Consider the following 17,679-nt stretch of genomic DNA (forward strand, 5'->3'; position numbering starts at 1 on the left):
CCGACATGAAGCAGCTATTATAATTAGCGTTTATGGTTAAGCGACGGTTCATCCGCCGCCTGTTGGTCTGTCTATCAGATAATGATGCTGAGCACTGAATTTATGTTAAAGCCTCGCCCGTTCCTGCTGTTGTTGTTATTGCTGCTGGGTTTGCAGCTCACGCCGCTCGGCGCCGTCGCCGCCACCCAGGATGATCCCGCCGCCGAAAGCGCGCCCGATCCCGCCACGCAGCTGAAAGCCGCGCAAAAGCAGCTCGACAGCATGAAGCAGCTGGTTTCCAAAGCCACTACCGACACCCAGCTCAGCAAGCTGCGGTTGGCGACCGACGATCTGGTCGCCGGCATGGACAAACTGTCTACCGATCTGCAGCCGCTGCAGGAAAAGCTGCAGGCGCAGCTGGACGTTCTGGGGCCGGCACCGGTCGCCGGCGCGCTGCCGGAAACCCCAGCGGTCGCCCAGCAGCGCAATGCGCTGAACAACAGCAAGAAACAGCTCGACGATGCGGTAAAGCGCGCGCAGGCCATCAAGACCAGCGCATTCGACCTGGGGCAACAGATCAGCGATCTGCGCCGGGTAGCGTTTAAAACCCAACTGGCGCTGAATACCGGCAGTATTCTGGGCATCAAGTTCTGGGCGCCGGTGGTGCAGCCGTCAGCGGATGACGTGCAGCGGCTGGATCAGTTCAACACCGAGATGAAAGCGGCCTGGGACGCCAGCTGGCAGGAGGAGTGGCGTTACGGCACGCTGGCGCTGCTGGCGCTGGCGGTGATTGTCTGGTCCTGGGGACGTTATTTCTCCGAGCGTTTCCTTGCCTGGGTCAGCATTCGCTTCTTGCCTGACGGACGCCTGCGCCGTAGCTTCATGGCTATCGTCACCGTGGCGGTGACGGTGTTCACCACCTCGATCGCGTTAAACCTGCTGTATTACGTCTTCGTTCGCGTGCAGCCGCTGCCGGTGATGCTTGAAGATTTCGCCGAAGGCTTTAACCGTTTGGGGATCTTCTGCGCGATGATCGCCGGGCTGGGGCGCGCGGCGCTGTCGCTGAATCGTCCGTCGTGGCGTCTGGCTTCCATGGATAACGAAGTGGCCGCCGGGCTGCGCTACTTCTCGCCGCTGCTGGCCGGCCTGGCGCTGGCGTTCGGCACCGTAGAGCTGATCAACAACGTCGTCAGCGCCTCATTGGCCACCACCATCTTCGGCAACGGTCTGGTGGCGGGGCTGATCGGCATGGTGCTGCTGGCGGCGCCGCTGCGCGGCCAGCGCATTCGCCGCCGTCTGGAACAGCAGGGCGCGCACCTGGAAAAACGCACGCTGGTCGGCGGGCTGGTGCATATCGTCACCCTGGTGTGCTCGGTGGTGATCCTGTTTTCACTGCTGATCGGCTACATCGCCTTCGCTCGCTTCCTGACCTACCAGCTGATTTGGGTAGTGTTGGTGCTGATGGCGTTCTACTTCATGGTGTTGTTCGCCACCGACTTTTGCGCCGCGCTGTTTTCGCCGCAGACCGTCAGCGGCAAGATGCTGAAGAAAACGCTCAGCTTCAAGGATCGCCACCTGGAGCAGATGTCGATCATCACCACCGCGCTGGCCAAATGTTCACTGCTGCTGTTGATGATCGTCGCGTTGTTCAACGGCTCGTTCGGCAGCACCACGCCGGGTACGCTGATGGAGAAAATCGTCTCCATCCTGACCGGCGAAGGGTTGCAGCGTTTCAACATCGTGCCCGGCAACCTGCTCAACGCGGTGATCTGCCTGGCGATCGGCATCTACATTCTGCGCGCGGTACGGCGCTGGTTGGGTTCTGAACTGCTGCCGAAGACCATCTCGGACGTCGGCATTCGCGCCTCGCTGGTGACGCTGTTCAGCAATATCGGCTATGTGCTGGTGATTCTGATCACCCTGGCGGCGCTGGGCATTCAGTGGAGCAACCTGGCGTGGATCGTCAGCGCCCTGTCGGTCGGTATCGGTTTCGGCTTGCAGGAGATCGTGAAGAACTTTATTTCCGGCCTGATCCTGCTGACCGAACGCCCGGTGAAGGTGGGGGATATGATCGGCATCGGCGGCGTGGAGGGCGACGTGCGTCGCATCAACGTGCGCGCCACCGAGATTCAGCTCAGCGACCGCTCCACCATGATCGTGCCCAACTCGCAGCTGATTTCGCAGAACGTGCGCAACGCCACCATGGGCAATGCGCAAGGGGTGGTGACCATCGCGCTGACGTTCCCGACCTCTATCGATCCGGAACAGGTGCGCAATATCTTGCTCAGTGCCTATAACGAGTACGAAACCATTCTGGAGACGCCGGCGCCTTATGTGCGCTTCAGTCAGTTGGGGCCGGACGGCATTATCCTGAGCGTGACCGGCTATGTGCCGAGCCCGCGCATGGTCGGCGCCACCAAGAGCGAACTGCTGTTCAACATCCTCAAGCTGCTGCGCGCCCAGGAAGTGAGCCTGTCCAGCCCGCAGGAGGTGGTATTCATGAAGCAGCAGGCGACGCGGTATCAGGCGAACGAAGAGGAGCACTCTTCGTAGTTCAACGTTAAGGCGGCGGGCCGTTCAGCGACGGCCCGCCGAACGCGGTTAATACATTGACGGCTCAACCGATTGCGAGCAGTCGCTGTTGGCGCCGGAGTTACTGCAGGTGTAGGGTTCATTCGGCGACGCCGGCGGCGCATTCGACGGGCCACCGCCGCCGCCGATACAACCGCTCAACATCAGCATCAAGAACACCAGCGTTATCTTTTTCATCTCACCGTCCTCCATTGCGATTCCTGATTTAAGTATATGTCGGGAAAGCGAACGGCACCGCTTTACGGTGCGATCTATACTCCTCTGATGCCGTTTCGCCGCACCACGTCGACGAACGAGGGGGAAAAATGCCAACCGACGACGATTTAACGCGTTTTGCCGCGCAAGGCGCGCCGGCATTGCCGCCCGGTGCCCGACAGGGGGATATCGAGCATGACGGCGCGCGTATCTGGTATGCCGCCTATGGCACCGAACCGACGGTGATCCTGTTGCACGGCGGCCTGGGCCACAGCGGCAACTGGGGCTATCAACTGCCGGCGCTGTTGGCTGCCGGCTATAACGTGCTGGTCATCGACAGCCGCGGCCACGGGCGCAGCACGCGCGACGCACGGCCGTATCGTTACGATCGGATGGCCGATGACCTGTTGGCGGTGATGACGGCGCTGCGCATCCCGCGTGCCGCGTTGGTGGGCTGGAGCGACGGTGCCTGCGTCGCGCTCATCGCTGCCCACCGGGCACCCGAGCGGGTGGCCGGCGTTTTTTTCTTCGGCTGCAATATGGACGCCAGCGGGGTTAAACCGCCGTCGTCCAGCCCGATCGTCGAACGTTGCTTTGCGCGCCATGCGCAAGACTATGCCGCCTTGTCACCGACGCCGGAAGATTTCGCTCCCTTCGTCGCCGCCGTAAGCCTGATGATGAGCAGCCAGCCGAACTATACCGCGCAGGATCTGGCGGCTATTCGCGTGCCGGTGACGGTGGTGCACAGCGAACACGATGAGTTTATCCGCGCCGAACATGCCGTCTACCTGAGCCACAGCATCCCCGGCGCTCGCCTGGTGACGCTGCCGGGCGTCAGCCACTTCGCGCCCCTGCAGCGGCCGGCGCTGTTCAACCGCGCGCTGCTGGATTTTCTCGCTGGTGCCTGTGTTTTCGGTAATAGTGGCAAGTGAAGAGCGATCGCATAGGAAATAAACCATTCTAGCCAATCGCTGATTTCCATTTTAATGATATTTTTTCGATTGATTCTGCGGCGTTTGTAACTGTGGTTAAATGTGATAAAAATTAATAAAATATTCAACGAATCAATTAGTGGAATATTAAAGCATTCAATGAGTGCTAGGGGGAACTATTCTTGGTGTCGATGATTATTTACTCCTGAAAATGAACGTTGGATTAATTTCCTATAGCGGTGTGAAAATCCATGTGACAAGCATCATAATTTAATGACATTTAATTTTTTTTGCTGGTCGTACAGGGATAGTATGAAATTCAACCATTTTTGATGGTTGCAAACCTGAACAATTCAAGGAGAGAGTTCATGAAAAAAATTTTAAGTAGCCAACTCGATGCCGTATCTGGTGGGTGGCAGGACCGTGACGGTAGTGGGAAAAGATCGTCTGATAACGGTGGCTATGGTTCTACAAATAGTGGCAACAATAACGGAGGTGATCGTGGGCTTCAATCATTCTTGTCACAAAATAGCCCATATGGAAGTGGTTCTGGTGCTAACGGCTTCTGGGGAAATGGTAATTCAATGGCTGCAGGAAATGGTTACGGCGGAAATGGTACTGGGCCGAGAGAGAGCAGAGAGTCAGGTACTAAGCGCTAATTAATAGATATAATCTTGGCACAGAAGTAAAATTCTGTGCTTTATAGGTGGCATGATGAATAGGTATATTGTCTTTATAAAAAGTGACAAGACAATAGTTATGACAAAGGAAATGGTCACACAAAAAGTTATTAAGGATATGAAGCAACAGGGATTCAGAAGGCATCATGTTGAAGTAGATGCTGAAAACGAAAGCGATGCGATTATCAAACTAAATAAAAGCAGTAATGATTACTTGGATTCACTGAGGGATTTTTCAGGCAATCTATTATTTTGCTCTGTTTGCATTATTATTATGGCCATAGTCTATCTTTTCAGTTAACTAATAAGATAATCAAATGGTATTATAACTAACTTTGCATGGAGGCCTAAATGATAGCGTTGAAAATGAAGTTGTCAACGATAGATAAATCATTAGTTCCAAATGTCCTGCATTTTTTATGGATTGGTGATTTAAATGAAGTAAAAGCGCATTACATTGAAATATGGCAAAAAACAAACAAAGATAAGGATGTGTTTTTTTGGTGCGACAGCGATTCTTCACTGTGCAAACTTCTCAATACTGCCATAATTGACTTCGTCAACACAAAAAGAGTTAAAGATAAGTTAGAGCTTGAATTAGAAATAAAAAATTCTGCTTTTAATTATATATACCCAAAGATAAAAGAAGGGTTTACATTTGATGACCTGGTTATTGAATTCTTAGACAAGAATAAAATTCCCTATCAGAGGATGGAGAAAAAAATCAAATGTTCATGGTTCGAAAAACGAGGCGTTATAAAAAAGAACATAGCGGATATTTTCTGTGCTGACCTTGATGATTTTATGAAATATTATTATTACGAAATCATATTGAGATGTAATCTTGCTAGTGCAAGCGACATTGTTAGGCTTTTAATTATCTATCAATATGGAGGAGTGTATATAGACATTGATACACTCCCATGTACTAATGATATATATTGCAGCCTTAATAAATATATAGAAAAAGAAAGAATCATAGAGAGTGATTCATTTCTTCTGTTTAAAACAAAATTAATTTTAAACAAGATTGGCTTAGATGGTATTTTGACTAAAGATGCGGTTGATTTCGATGCACAAGAGTTGAGTGTGGATGCTGACAGATTTGAAACAATAAATAGACTCATCAGACAAGATATTTCTAATTTTTCTTTAGATATGATCCCATCATTAGGGAATATGTATGTTTATAAGAATCTGCTCGCTCTGGGCACACTCAAGAGATTAAAGGGCGTCTATTTTAATAACTTCATGTCATCTCATAAAAGATCAAAGGCGATAAAAATAATCCTTATGGTCATGAAGAAAAGATATCGATTCTTAGAAAGAAATGACTGTATATTCAGTTGTTATACCGGTGGTGAAGCAGAGCTTTATCTGAGCAGGCTTCTAACGTGGAGAACTGAATTAATAACAAAAAATTATTGTGTAACTTCGGCTTTGACTGGGCCAGGATTGATTGTAGAGGTTTTATTGGGGCTGGCTTATGATATATTCAAAATTGAAAGTTCAGTAGAACCTTCCTACATCGTGGAATATATGCAGAACCCTGCTCATGGAATTGCATTACTTCAACACAATATAGATACTCCTGATGGAATTTATTCCGCATGGCGGAAATAATAAAATTGCATGGTAAAGTACGTTGTGTTTTGCATGTTATTTTCAAATGACGGATACTGATGATGTTTTGTCAAGAAACGTTCGACAGTCAGAAAATGAAATAGCGTGGCTGGGCATTGCTGTTGTTCGGCATTTGACGCTACATATTTTCTGAATGGGTGGTGCCCATTGCCGCGGATGCACCGATTGCGAGTATGTACGGCTCCGGCCGCAGACCTCAATGTGGCGCCGTGGCCTGCGCGTTGACGTTTGCTGTTCTATGCTGGAGGCGGGCATTTTTACATCATCGCAGAGGACATCATGAGCGAAAGCATCGTGGTCAGATCGCTGGAACAACGGGATTACGCCGCCTGGCTGGCGCTGTGGCAGGGGTATAACGCCTTTTACGGCCGGGAGGGGGCAACGGCGTTACCGGACGAGGTGACGCAAACCACCTGGCGGCGTTTTTTCGACGCCTACGAGCCGATGTACGCGCTAGTCGCCGAGCATCAGGGGCAGGTGGTTGGATTAACGCACTATCTTCTGCACCGCAGCACCATTCAGCTGCAGCCCAACTGCTATCTACAGGATCTGTTCACCGCAGAGGCGGTGCGCGGTAAAGGGGTGGCGAGGGCGCTGATCGCGGCGGTTTACGAGCGTGCGCAGCAGCTGGGGTTGCCGCGCGTCTATTGGAATACCCATGAAACCAACCAGACGGCGATGCTGCTGTATGACAAGGTGGCGGATCGTCCCGGATTTGTGATGTATCGCAAGGCGCTTTGACACCCGGTGAAATGAATACGGGCGCCAAACGGCGCCCGACAATCGGCAGGTTAAAAATCGACCGTCGCCTGCAGGCTCAGGCTGCGCGGTTCCCCCTCAATCACGCGTAAATTGCCGGCGCTGGAGGCATAATATTCGCGGTTGAACAGGTTTTTCACATTCAGCTTCAGCTGAGTATGTTTCCCCAACAGTTTGCTGTCCCAGGCGACAAACGCATCCGCCACGGTATAGGCCGGCATGGTGAAGCTGTTCTCCGGATCGCCGGCGCGGCGGCCGACGTAGCGTGCGCCGCCGCCAACGCGCACCTCGCCGGGCACCACCGGCAACGTCATGCGGTGGCTGAGGTACAGGCCGCCCATATTGGTCGGGGCGTTGACCAGCCGATTGCCGACGTTGGCCGGGTTGAGATTGTCTTCAACGATTTCGGTCTTGTCGTAGCTGTAGTTGGCGGTGAGATCCCAGTTGCGCGCCACTTCGCCGTTCAACTCCAGTTCGACGCCGGTGGAGCGCGCTTTGGGAATGCTGCGGGTCACGCCGTTGATAAAGATCGACATATTGCTTTCATCGATGCGATAGAGCGCCAGCGTGGCGTCAAACGCCGGGGTGACTTGCCATTTGCCGCCCACTTCATAAGTGGTGCCGGTTTCCGGCGTGGCGACGTTGCCATTGTCGTCGATGGCGGTGGATGGCGTGAAGGAACGGCTGTAGTTGCCGTACAGCGACAGGCTCGGCGTCAACTTATACACCAGTCCCGCCTGCGGCAAGAACTGGTCATCTTTGTCATTGAGCGTATTTTTCGGCTGCCGGAAACCGTTGCTGTTGTTCTGATAATACGACTGATAGCGCGCGCCCAGCACCGCGATCCATCGCTCGGTGAGATGAATGCTGTCCTTGGCGTACAGAGAGCGGCTGAACAGCGTGGCGCGCAGATTGCTCGCCGCGTCGCTGTAGGTCGTACTGTCAGTGACAGGCGTTTCGCCATACGTCGGATCGTACATGTTGAAGGTCTTCGACACCTTGCCGCGATAGGAATACGCCTTATAGGTCTGGTTTTTCTCGTAGTCCACGCCCAGCAGCAGGTCATGCTGCATGCCGAATACCTCCGGCGAGCCGGTCAGATCCCACGAGTAGTAGTGGGTCTGGTGATTAAAGCCTCGGTTGGCGTCGGCGCGGCGCGAAACGATGCCGGTCGTGGTATCGACGGCGGTGGCGCGCACTTCGTTACTGTCGTAACGGCGCTGCAGCCACGCGTAGTTGACGCGGGTGGTCCAGATCGGGTCCAGCGCGTATTCATAATGGGCGCTCAGGCGTTTGTTTTTGCCCCAGGCGCGGTTGGCGTAATCATCAAGCCGGCGGTTGTAGGGCACATCGACCGGTTTACCGTCGATAAATGCGGTGCCGCGATCGTAAGGAATGTCGTATTTATATTCGCTGTAGGCGATGTTAAAGGAGGCTTTGTCGCCGAACCAACTGAGCGAGGGGGCGAGCAGCGTGTGTTCGTCGCTGCCGAAGTTGCGCCAGTAATCCGCGTGCTGACGTTCGGCGATCAGGCGAAAGGCGAAGCCGCCGCCCAGCGGGCCGGTGACATCGACACTGCCGCTGCCGCCGCCAAAGCTGTTGGTGGCGCCGCTGATGCGGGTGTTCCAGTCATACTGCGGTTTTTTACCGATCAGATTGATGATGCCGCCAGGGCTGAGGATACCGTAAAGCAGTGAAGCGGAGCCTTTCAGCACCTCGACGCGTTCGGTGGTGGCGTCCATGCTCAACCCCTGGTTGCTGCGTACGCCGTCGATGAACACCGAACCGTCGGAGTTGACCCCAAAACCGCGTTTGACAAAGCCGTCCTCGGTGCCGCCGAGTGTGTTGCCCTGGGTGACGCCGCTGACGAACTTCATCGCGTCATTGACGCTTTTGACCTGGAAGTCGTCAATCACCTGAGAGGTGACAACGCTGATCGATTGCGGCACCTCGGCGATCGGCGCTGCGGTTTTGCTGCCGGTCGAAGCGGTATCGGCGCTATAGCTGCCGGCAGGCAGCGGGGCGGCGGTTACTGTGATGGACTCCTCCGATTTAGCGTCGGTCACGGCGGCGATCGTCAGGGCGGGAAACAGGCCGGCAAACAGGGGCAGCGTACGCAGAATGGGATTTTTTTTGCTTTTGTAGGGGTGGCGAAGAACTGACTGGCGCATATCATTCCATGGTAAAATAATAAATAGTAACGATTATCATTATAATTATCATTTGATGAAATTAGATAGAGGAAGTTGGCGCCCTTCGCGCATTGCAAGATTTTATTTTGCCATCAGTGAAAAGCATGGCGGTTTTGCCGGTATAAATTCGCCGGATTGGCCACAAAGATCGAGGTGACGGCAGCGTTTCGGCAGTTTCTGCGTCTGGTAGCTGGTTGCCGTCAATATATTGATACACAAATATATTTTCCCTTGATGAATAAACAGATGCCCGCGCTGGCAAAACTGGCAATATAGCCGGGTCGGCCGTGTGTGTTCTCCTTGTTCGACGGTTGTGACGCGAAAAGACTGTCACTTTACGCTAGCGAAAGTCTCTGGATCCAAGATGCAAACCATCCCGTTGTTCGATACCCGTAAAATCTGGCCCGCGACCCTCATCTTTTTGCTGGTGTTTGCGCTGTGCCTGCTGGGTATCGTGAGCCGTCCCGGCAGCTTTCTGGCGATATTCTGGCCGGTAAACGCCGTGCTGCTGGCCGTTTTGGTGCGCCGCCCGCAGTGGGCCACCTGCGCCGGCTGGGGCATGGCGGTGCTGGGCTATCTGGCGGCGGACCTGTTGACCGGCAGTTCGCTGGAAAAGGCGCTGCTGTTGAATGCCGCCAATCTTTCCGGCGTGGTGGCAGGGTATTGGCTGTTCATGCGGCTGTCGCCACCGGCGCGCATGTTGCAGCGCGGCGCCTCCAGCATGTATCTGTTCGGCATCTGCCTGGCCGCCGCTGCCGTCACCGGCGTGGCGGGCGCCGTCGCCTCTCAGTGGCTGTTCGGCAGACCCTATTTGACCTCGCTGGCGCTGTGGTTCTCGTCCGAATTCACCAATTACGTCACGCTGATGCCGTTCATTCTGGTGTTTCCCATCGATTGGCGACATCGCCTGCGCGCGGCTTGCGCCATGCTGATGCAGCGCAGCCAATGGCCGCAGGCGGGGCAAAAACTTGCGGTGTTGGCGCTGCTGGCGCTGGCGGCGGTTTGCAGCGTGCTGATCGGCGGGCCCGGCGCGGTGATCTTTCCAATGCCGGTGCTGCTGTGGCTGGCGATGTCCTTTTCACTGTTCAGCACCATGATCGCGGTGCTGGTTTACGTGCTGTGGTGCCATCTGGCGATCGATTTCGGGCTGTTGAGCACGACGCTCGATATGAAGGTGTTGCAGAACGCGGTGTCGATGCGTTTGGGCATTGCGCTGTTGGCGCTGGGGCCGATCGCCGTCGCCAGCATGAACTATGCGCGCAATGCGCTGTTGCGCACCCTGGAGCATGTGGCGAATCACGACGCCTTGACGCATGTGTTGACGCGCAATGCGTTTATGCAGCGCGGCGAACGGGTGATTGACCAAAAAGGCGAGCTGGTTTGCGTCATGATGCTCGATATCGACTATTTCAAATCGATTAATGACCGTTTCGGCCACGCCGGAGGCGATCAGGCGCTGATGGCTTTTACCCGCGCGATCGCCGCCGATCTGAGCGTCAATGATCTGTTTGGCCGCATGGGTGGCGAAGAGTTTGCCATCGTCTCGACGCTCGGCCAGCCTCAGCAGGGATTGCAGCTGGCCGAACGGCTGCGGCAACGCATCGAAGCGGAGTCGATCACCATGCCGGCCGGCCATCCGCTGCAGATCACCGTCAGCATCGGCATGGTGACCTGTACGGGCGGTTCCGGCCATAGCCTGGCGGATCTGCTGAAACTGGCGGATCTGGCGGTATACAAAGCAAAAAATGCCGGCCGCAACCGGGTCGCCACGCCTGAGTCTTACCCGCCGCCGGCCCCCGGCCGCTAACTTGCGATCCGCGCAGCGCCCCCGCCGTCTAAACTGGTAGGGGGTGCAGGCAACTCCGCCTGCGTTAAACCGACTGTCCTTAAACAGACAAGAGGATGCCAGGATGAAATACATCGACGGGTTTGTGGTGGCGGTGCCGGCCGCCAACAAGGAGGCGTATCACCGGTTGGCGGCTGCAACGGTGCCATTGTTCAAAGAGTTTGGCGCCACGCGCATCGTGGAGTGTTGGGGTGATGATGTGCCCGACGGCAAACTGACCGACTTTCGCGGCGCGGTGAAGGCGCAGGAAGGCGAAGTGGTGGTGTTCAGCTGGATCGAGTATCCCTCCAAGGCGGTGCGCGACGCCGCCAACGAGAAAATGATGAGCGATCCGCGCATGAAGGCGCTGGGCGAGATGCCGTTTGACGGCAAGCGCATGATCTTTGGCGGGTTCGCGCCAATCCTTGATGAGTGAAGGAGGCGCAGATGGCCAGAATTACGCAACATCTGTGGTTTGAAAAAGACATGGAGGCGGCGCTGAACTGCTATGTCGCGCTGATTCCCGGTTCGTCCGTGAACTGGTTTTCCGATCTGCCGGCGGATACGCCGAGCGGCCCGGCCGGCAGCGTGAAGCTGGCCTCCTTCACCCTGGGCGACCAGCGCTACGCGGCGATCGAAGCCGGGCCGCTGGATCCGTTCAACCACAGTTTCTCCGTGATGGTGGAGTGCGACGATCAGGCGGAGGTCGACCGGCTGTGGGATACGCTGAGCGAAGGCGGCGAGGCGGAGCAGTGCGGTTGGCTGCGCGATCGTTGGGGGCTGTGCTGGCAGATTGTGCCGCGGCGTCTGACGGAGTTGATGAACGACCCTGACGCCGCCCGCGTGCGGCGGGTGACGGAAGCGATGCTATTGATGGGCAAAATCGACATCGCCGGCCTGGAAGCGGCAGCGCGAGACTAGCGGCAAGATCGAGAAGGAGAGAACGGATGCACCGAGAGCGGCACAGTATTGAGCGCATCGGCTGGCTGCGGGCGGCGGTGCTCGGCGCCAACGACGGCATTGTCTCAACGGCCAGCCTGCTGCTGGGCGTGGCGGCGGCCAGCGCCTCGCATTCCGCGTTGATGATCGCCGGCGTCGCCGGGTGGGTGGCGGGCGCGATGTCGATGGCCACCGGCGAGTATGTGTCGGTATCGTCGCAGGCGGATACCGAAAAGGCTGCTCTGGCTGAGGAGCAGGCGGAGCTGCTTGAAGACTACCCGGGGGAGTTTCGTGAACTGACGTCAATCTACGTGCATCGCGGCCTGGATCCGGCGCTGGCCCGGCAGGTAGCGGAAAAGCTGATGGCGCACGATGCGCTGGAGGCGCATGCGCGCGACGAGCTGGGCATTTCCTCCGCCACGCGCGCTCGGCCGCTGCAGGCGGCGTTAGCGTCAGCGCTGAGTTTCTCCCTCGGCGCGCTGTTGCCGCTACTGGTGGCGCTGTGGGCGCCGCTCGACTGGACGCGGCCGGCGCTGGTGGTCTCGGCGCTGATTTCCCTCGGCGTGCTCGGCGGCATCGCCGCAAAAACCGGCGGGGCGCCGATCTTGCCGGGCGTCGCGCGCATCCTCATCTGGAGCGCCCTGGCGATGGCGGTCTCCTCCGGCGTCGGCATGTTGTTTGGCGTCGCCGCCGGGTAGCGCCGGGTTTGCATCAATCTGTTGCATCTCAAGAGCAGAATTTATCATTTGTCAGCCGCCGGCGTTCGCGGCATGGTGACGGCAATGCCAACTCAGTCAGGGACACTTATGCACCAATCACAGATTCAACCGTGGATCGCGCAGCATCCGCTGCTGCAACGCATGGTTGCTCTTGAGCCGATCACCTGGTTCAATCCGCGTGCGACCACGCTGGCCGCAGGGCTGCCTCATGTCGGGCTGAGCGCCGCCGACGTGGTCGAAGCCGAGCAGCGCCTGGCGCGCTTTGCGCCATATCTCGCCGCGGCCTTCCCGGAAACCCAGCCCACTGGCGGGATCATCGAATCCGAACTGGTGGCGATCCCCGCCATGCAGCAGGCACTGGATCGCCGCTACGGGCAAACTCTGGGTGGGAAACTGCTGTTGAAAAAGGACAGTCATCTGCCGATCTCCGGTTCAATCAAGGCGCGCGGCGGCATCTATGAAGTGCTGACGCACGCGGAGAAGCTGGCGCTGGAGGCGGGGCTGCTGCAGACCGGTGATGACTACGCCCGGTTGTTTTCCGACGAGTTCCGTCAGTTCTTCAGCCAATACCGTATCGCCGTCGGATCGACGGGCAATCTGGGATTATCCATCGGCATCATCAGCGCCCGCCTGGGATTTGACGTCAGCGTGCACATGTCGGCGGATGCGCGGGCGTGGAAGAAGCAGAAGCTGCGCGACAACGGCGTGACGGTGGTGGAATACGCCGAAGATTACGGCGTGGCGGTGGAGCAGGGCCGCAAACAGGCGGCGAACGATCCGCGTTGTTTCTTTATCGACGATGAAAACTCGCAAACCCTGTTCCTCGGTTATGCGGTGGCCGGCGGCCGCCTGAAGCGGCAGTTCGCCGAACAGGGCATCGTGGTGGACGCGCAGCATCCGCTGTTCGTTTATCTGCCGTGCGGCGTCGGCGGCGGGCCGGGCGGCGTGGCGTTTGGCCTCAAGCTGGCGTTCGGCGATCACGTTCACTGCGTTTTCGCCGAGCCGACCCATTCGCCCTGCATGCTGCTCGGGGTTTACAGCGGGCTGCATGACGGGATTGCGGTGCAAGATCTCGGCATCGACAACCGCACAGCGGCGGACGGATTGGCGGTGGGGCGCGCCTCCGGCTTTGTCGGCCGGGCGATGGAACGCCTGCTGAGCGCGTTTTACACCCTGAGCGACGAGGAGATGTTCGCGTTGCTCGGGTTGTTGGATCGGCACGAACATATCCAGTTGGAGCCGTCCGCGCTGGCCGGCATGGCCGGGCCGTGGCGCATGGCGGCCAATGCGCAACCACTGAGCGGGCAAGGCGTGAGCGCGGAGAGTCTGGCGCAGGCGACGCATCTGGTGTGGGCGACCGGCGGCGGCATGGTGCCGCCGGTGGAAATGGCGAAGTACCTCACCGCCGGGCAGACGGCGGAATAAGGCGCAATAAAAAAGGGGCGAACATCGCCCCTGATCGTCTGCCGCGCCGTTACAGCTGTTCGCCGTTGCTGGCGATGACCCGGCGGTACCAGTCGAAGCTCTTCTTGCGCGAGCGCTCAAGCGTACCGGTGCCGTCGTCGTGTTTATCGACGTAGATAAAGCCGTAGCGTTTGCTGTACTCACCGGTGGTGAACGACACGCAGTCGATGCAGCCCCAAGGGGTGTAGCCGATCAGATCCACGCCGTCTTCAATCACCGCTTTTTTCATCTCTTCGATGTGGGCGCGCAGATAGTCGATGCGATAGTCATCATTGATCTGGCCGTCCGCTTCCACCTTGTCGAAGGCGCCGAAGCCGTTTTCCACGATAAACAGCGGCTTCTGGTAGCGTTCATACAATACGTTCAGCGAGTAGCGCAGCCCGACCGGATCGATCTGCCAACCCCAGTCGGAGGCCTTGACGTGCGGGTTCGGCACATTGCCCGGGAAACCGAACATGCCGTCGCTGCCTTCCACCGCGTTGGCCTGCAGCGCGTTGCTCATGTAATAGCTGAAGCCGATGTAGTCGGTGCAGCCCTCGCGCAGGATCTGGGCGTCCTGCGGCTGCATCTCGATCTTCAGCCCTTTGCGTTCCCAGTCGCGCAGCAGATAGCTTGGGTAGTAGCCGCGCATCTGCACGTCGGTGTACAGATAGCGCTGGTGCATCGCCTCCACGGCGTACATCACGTCGTCCGGCTTGCAGGAATAAGGATAGAACGGCACGCAGGCCAGCATGCAGCCGATCTTGAACTCCGGGTTGATCTGATGGCCGAGTTTGACCACCTGCGCGCTGGCGACGAACTGGTGGTGCAACACCTGATACAGCGCCTGCTCCGGATTGTCTTCCTGGGTGTAATCCACGCCGGAACAGCAGTAGCCGAACAGCGGGTAGCGGTAGTTGCTCTGGTTGTTGATCTCGTTGAAGGTCATCCAGTACTTCACCTTCTCGCGGTAGCGGCGCATCACCACTTCGCTAAAGCGCACGAAAAACTCCACCACCCGGCGGTTTTTCCAGCCGCCGTAGGTTTTAACCAAATGGTAAGGCATTTCGAAGTGGGACAGGGTGATCACCGGCTGGATGCCGTATTTCAGCAGCTCATCGAACAGATCGTCGTAAAACTGCAGGCCGGCTTCGTTCGGCGCCGTTTCGTCGCCGTTCGGGAAGATGCGCGTCCAGGCGATCGAGGTGCGGAAGCATTTGAACCCCATCTCGGCGAACAGCGCCACGTCTTGTTTGTAGCGGCCGTAGAAGTCCACCGCTTCATGGTTGGGGTAACGGTAGCCATCGAGCACCCCGTCGGTCATCACGCGATCGACGCCGTGCGAACCGCCGGACAGCACGTCGGCGATGCTTGGGCCTTTGCCGCCCCGATCCCAACCGCCTTCAACCTGGTGCGCGGCGACCGCGCCCCCCCACAGAAAATCCTTCGGCAACTGTTTCATCGTCAATGTCTCATCGGTTTATTTAATGAAGGGTAATCACGCTGCGTTGAGAATAGAGTACCAATACCGAAAGAAATGTCACGATATAACAAATCACCGTGAAAAGTGATTTGTCACAATAAAAAAACAGCCTGTTTTATTTTGCCGAATTAATATGCCCGAGCCGTTTACCGATGGTTTCAATAATGTAAAGCACGGGGATCTGCGTGGTAATATTATGATGGCCGCCGATCAAATGCTGCGGAACGTGGTAAGAGAGGTTAAAGTCCGCCAGCCGCGCCAGTGAAGAGGTTTCGTTGTTGGTGATGCTGATGATTTTGCAGTGGTGCAGGCTGAACTGGCTCGCCAACCGCAGGATCTCTTCGGTCTCGCCGGAGACCGACAGCATGATCGCCACCGCGTTTTTATACATATCGCTGTTGACCGGATAATAAGGATCGTCGATATGGGTGCTGAATTTCCCGACGTTGGAGAAGAAACGCGCGCCATATTTCCCCAATGCGCCTGACGTACTGATGCCGACGAAAATAATTCGCTCGGCGGCGGCGATATGCTGCACCGCCTGATCGATCAGCTGATTAAACTCTTCGTTGCTGACGCTTTTAAAAAAGCTGAGGATTTCGCCGATGCCGGAATCGATCGGCGGCGCGTCGCTTTGCTCGAGGTACAGTTTGAAACGGATGCGAAATTCCGAATAGCCGTCACAGCCCATTTTTTTGCAAAACCGCAGCACGGTGGTGGTGGACACGCCGGCGGCCTCCGCCAGCTCGCGGATGGTCATGTACATCACCTGATTTTTGTGTTTGCTGACGTAGTTATAAACCATCAGCTCCAGGGCGTTGAGCTCGGCGATTGCTTTATGGGTGAACATGAGTCGGTCCGGCGGCTGGAAACGGGAAGCTTATCTGCAGGTTAACATAGCAAAATTCACCGCCGCTGGCACTGCCGAAGCAAAAGAAAAGCCGCACCAGTCAGGGGCGGCCCAGAGTTCACGACGAACAAATTAAAGCAAAACGTTCCGGAAGACATGCCATGAAAACGCGTTTCATCACACAGTGTCAGCATAGGCCAGCTTATTCCGGCGGCAAAATGCCGGTTTTTGCTTTCCAAAGCTAAAGATTGGCAAAGTTACGGCGCCATATCCCTGGCGCGCGAACGTGCCAGCAGCGGCGGGGCCAGCAGATACAGGGCGGCGGCCAGCGCCCAGACCAGGCCGGGCCAGACATCGCGCGTGGCGGCGTACAGCGCCGTCGCTACCAGCGGCCCGGCGACGCCGATCAGGCTGCCCATGCTGGACAGCGTCCCCTGCAGCTCGCCCTGATGATCGTCGTCCACCTTGTGCGCCATCAGCGCCTGCAGCGCGGGCAACGCCATGCCGCCCGCTGCAAACAACGGCAGGAGGACGAACGGTGCCCAGCCGCGCGTGGCGATCGACAGCAGCAGCATGCCCAGCGCGTCGGCGGCCAGGCCGATCAGCAGCGCCTTGCGCTCGCCGAGCCGTGCGACCAGCGGGCCGACGGCAAAGGCCTGCGACAGCGCGTGGCAGGCGCCGTAACCGGCCAGCGACAGGCCCGCCAACATCATGCTCCAGCCGAAGCGATCCTGACCGTATAAAATCCACAGCGTAGCCGGCGCCTGAGAGGCCAGCGCCATGATCAGGTAAATGCCGGCCAGCGGCAGCAGGCCCGGCTTGCCGTGCAATCGCCGCAATGAAGAAAAGGGATTAAGCCGGATTTTCTCGGCGGTGCGGGAGCTGGGTTTACGCGATTCGGGCAACAGGAAAAACGCCAACGTCAGGTTGATGGCGTTCATCACCGCCGCCGCCAGGAAGGGGGCATGCAGATGCCATTCGCCCAGTGAGCCGCCGAGCAGCGGGCCGACGATAAAGCCGACGCCGAATACGGCACCCACCAGGCCGAAACGCCGCGCGCGTTGGCCGGCAGGGGTAATATCGGTGACATAGGCGGTGGCGACCGCCATGTTGGCGCCGGTGATGCCCGCCAGCAACCGGCCCAGATAGAGCCAGGCCAGCGTCGGCGCGAACGCCATCAGCAGGTAGTCGGCCGCCGCGCCAGCGAGCGAAATCAACAGCACCGGGCGCCGGCCGAAACGATCGCTCAGCGCGCCGAGGATTGGTGAAAACAGGAATTGCATCAACGCATAGGCCGCCAACAGAGCGCCGTAATGCACGCTGCCGGCATCGAGACCGCCCAGCGAGCGCAACAGCGCCGGCAGGATAGGCATGATCAGACCGATGCCCACCGCATCCAGCAGCACCGTCAACAAAATAACCAGCATAGGTTTTTTCAAAATCGTGA

The 17,679-nt window shown here is 57.2% G+C and carries 15 protein-coding genes; 10 read left to right on the top strand and 5 right to left on the bottom strand.

What is annotated here, in order from left to right:
* Positions 1 to 102 precede the first annotated feature (102 nt).
* Positions 103 to 2,532, top strand: coding sequence for a DUF3772 domain-containing protein (locus ACRAWE_RS07210; protein ID WP_025159764.1), 2,430 nt, complete (start codon positions 103 to 105; stop codon positions 2,530 to 2,532).
* 48 nt (positions 2,533 to 2,580) lie between these two features.
* Here the strand turns inward: ACRAWE_RS07210 and ACRAWE_RS07215 are convergent, their stop codons facing one another.
* A complete protein-coding gene (locus ACRAWE_RS07215; protein ID WP_230328910.1) occupies positions 2,581 to 2,748 on the bottom strand; it encodes a hypothetical protein in 168 nt (55 codons plus the stop codon).
* A 128-nt stretch (positions 2,749 to 2,876) separates the two neighbouring features.
* On the opposite strand from ACRAWE_RS07215, the gene ACRAWE_RS07220 reads away from it, so the two are divergent.
* The 4 genes from ACRAWE_RS07220 to ACRAWE_RS07235 all read left to right on the top strand — a co-directional run bounded on the left by ACRAWE_RS07220 (position 2,877) and on the right by ACRAWE_RS07235 (position 6,763).
* Complete coding sequence (locus ACRAWE_RS07220) at positions 2,877 to 3,698, top strand: alpha/beta fold hydrolase (RefSeq protein ID WP_211130655.1); 822 nt, start codon at positions 2,877 to 2,879, stop codon at positions 3,696 to 3,698.
* A 368-nt stretch (positions 3,699 to 4,066) separates the two neighbouring features.
* Entirely contained in the window at positions 4,067 to 4,357 is a 291-nt protein-coding gene (locus ACRAWE_RS07225) for a hypothetical protein (RefSeq protein WP_154746232.1), read from the top strand.
* A gap of 372 nt (positions 4,358 to 4,729) precedes the next feature.
* On the top strand, positions 4,730 to 6,001 hold the full coding sequence (locus ACRAWE_RS07230; RefSeq protein WP_432525171.1) for a TcdA/TcdB catalytic glycosyltransferase domain-containing protein: 1,272 nt from the start codon (positions 4,730 to 4,732) through the stop codon (positions 5,999 to 6,001).
* A 300-nt stretch (positions 6,002 to 6,301) separates the two neighbouring features.
* Positions 6,302 to 6,763, top strand: coding sequence for a GNAT family N-acetyltransferase (locus ACRAWE_RS07235; RefSeq protein ID WP_074054168.1), 462 nt, complete (start codon positions 6,302 to 6,304; stop codon positions 6,761 to 6,763).
* Between the two features lie 50 nt (positions 6,764 to 6,813).
* On the opposite strand, the gene ACRAWE_RS07240 is transcribed toward ACRAWE_RS07235, so the two are convergent.
* Complete coding sequence (locus ACRAWE_RS07240) at positions 6,814 to 8,952, bottom strand: TonB-dependent siderophore receptor (RefSeq protein ID WP_230328907.1); 2,139 nt, start codon at positions 8,950 to 8,952, stop codon at positions 6,814 to 6,816.
* 385 nt (positions 8,953 to 9,337) lie between these two features.
* On the opposite strand from ACRAWE_RS07240, the gene ACRAWE_RS07245 reads away from it, so the two are divergent.
* The 5 genes from ACRAWE_RS07245 (at position 9,338) to ACRAWE_RS07265 (ending at position 13,881) form a co-directional block, all read left to right on the top strand.
* Entirely contained in the window at positions 9,338 to 10,780 is a 1,443-nt protein-coding gene (locus ACRAWE_RS07245) for a diguanylate cyclase (protein WP_432525172.1), read from the top strand.
* Between the two features lie 103 nt (positions 10,781 to 10,883).
* The gene (locus ACRAWE_RS07250; RefSeq protein ID WP_063919504.1) at positions 10,884 to 11,234 is read left to right on the top strand and encodes a DUF1428 domain-containing protein; all 351 of its coding nucleotides are present in this window, start codon (positions 10,884 to 10,886) and stop codon (positions 11,232 to 11,234) included.
* 11 nt (positions 11,235 to 11,245) lie between these two features.
* Complete coding sequence (locus ACRAWE_RS07255; protein ID WP_019455413.1) at positions 11,246 to 11,719, top strand: VOC family protein; 474 nt, start codon at positions 11,246 to 11,248, stop codon at positions 11,717 to 11,719.
* Positions 11,720 to 11,745: 26 nt separating this feature from the next.
* Positions 11,746 to 12,435, top strand: a complete 690-nt coding sequence (locus tag ACRAWE_RS07260) for a VIT1/CCC1 transporter family protein (RefSeq protein WP_063919503.1) — start codon at positions 11,746 to 11,748, stop codon at positions 12,433 to 12,435.
* Between the two features lie 108 nt (positions 12,436 to 12,543).
* A complete protein-coding gene (locus tag ACRAWE_RS07265) occupies positions 12,544 to 13,881 on the top strand; it encodes a D-serine ammonia-lyase (RefSeq protein WP_019455411.1) in 1,338 nt (445 codons plus the stop codon).
* Between the two features lie 49 nt (positions 13,882 to 13,930).
* On the opposite strand, the gene ACRAWE_RS07270 is transcribed toward ACRAWE_RS07265, so the two are convergent.
* The 3 genes from ACRAWE_RS07270 to tet(41) form a co-directional block, all read right to left on the bottom strand.
* Positions 13,931 to 15,367: a 6-phospho-beta-glucosidase gene (locus ACRAWE_RS07270; RefSeq protein ID WP_025159763.1), complete on the bottom strand. Its 1,437-nt coding sequence runs from the start codon at positions 15,365 to 15,367 to the stop codon at positions 13,931 to 13,933.
* A 130-nt stretch (positions 15,368 to 15,497) separates the two neighbouring features.
* Positions 15,498 to 16,232, bottom strand: coding sequence for a MurR/RpiR family transcriptional regulator (locus ACRAWE_RS07275; protein ID WP_063919502.1), 735 nt, complete (start codon positions 16,230 to 16,232; stop codon positions 15,498 to 15,500).
* A 257-nt stretch (positions 16,233 to 16,489) separates the two neighbouring features.
* Positions 16,490 to 17,671 (bottom strand): tetracycline efflux MFS transporter Tet(41), encoded by a 1,182-nt coding sequence (tet(41), locus tag ACRAWE_RS07280; RefSeq protein ID WP_432525173.1) that lies wholly within the window; start codon positions 17,669 to 17,671, stop codon positions 16,490 to 16,492.
* Between the last annotated feature and the right edge of the window lie 8 nt (positions 17,672 to 17,679).

Source organism: Serratia sp. BFP-2025 (genome assembly GCF_050880365.1).
Lineage (GTDB): Bacteria > Pseudomonadota > Gammaproteobacteria > Enterobacterales > Enterobacteriaceae > Serratia > Serratia surfactantfaciens.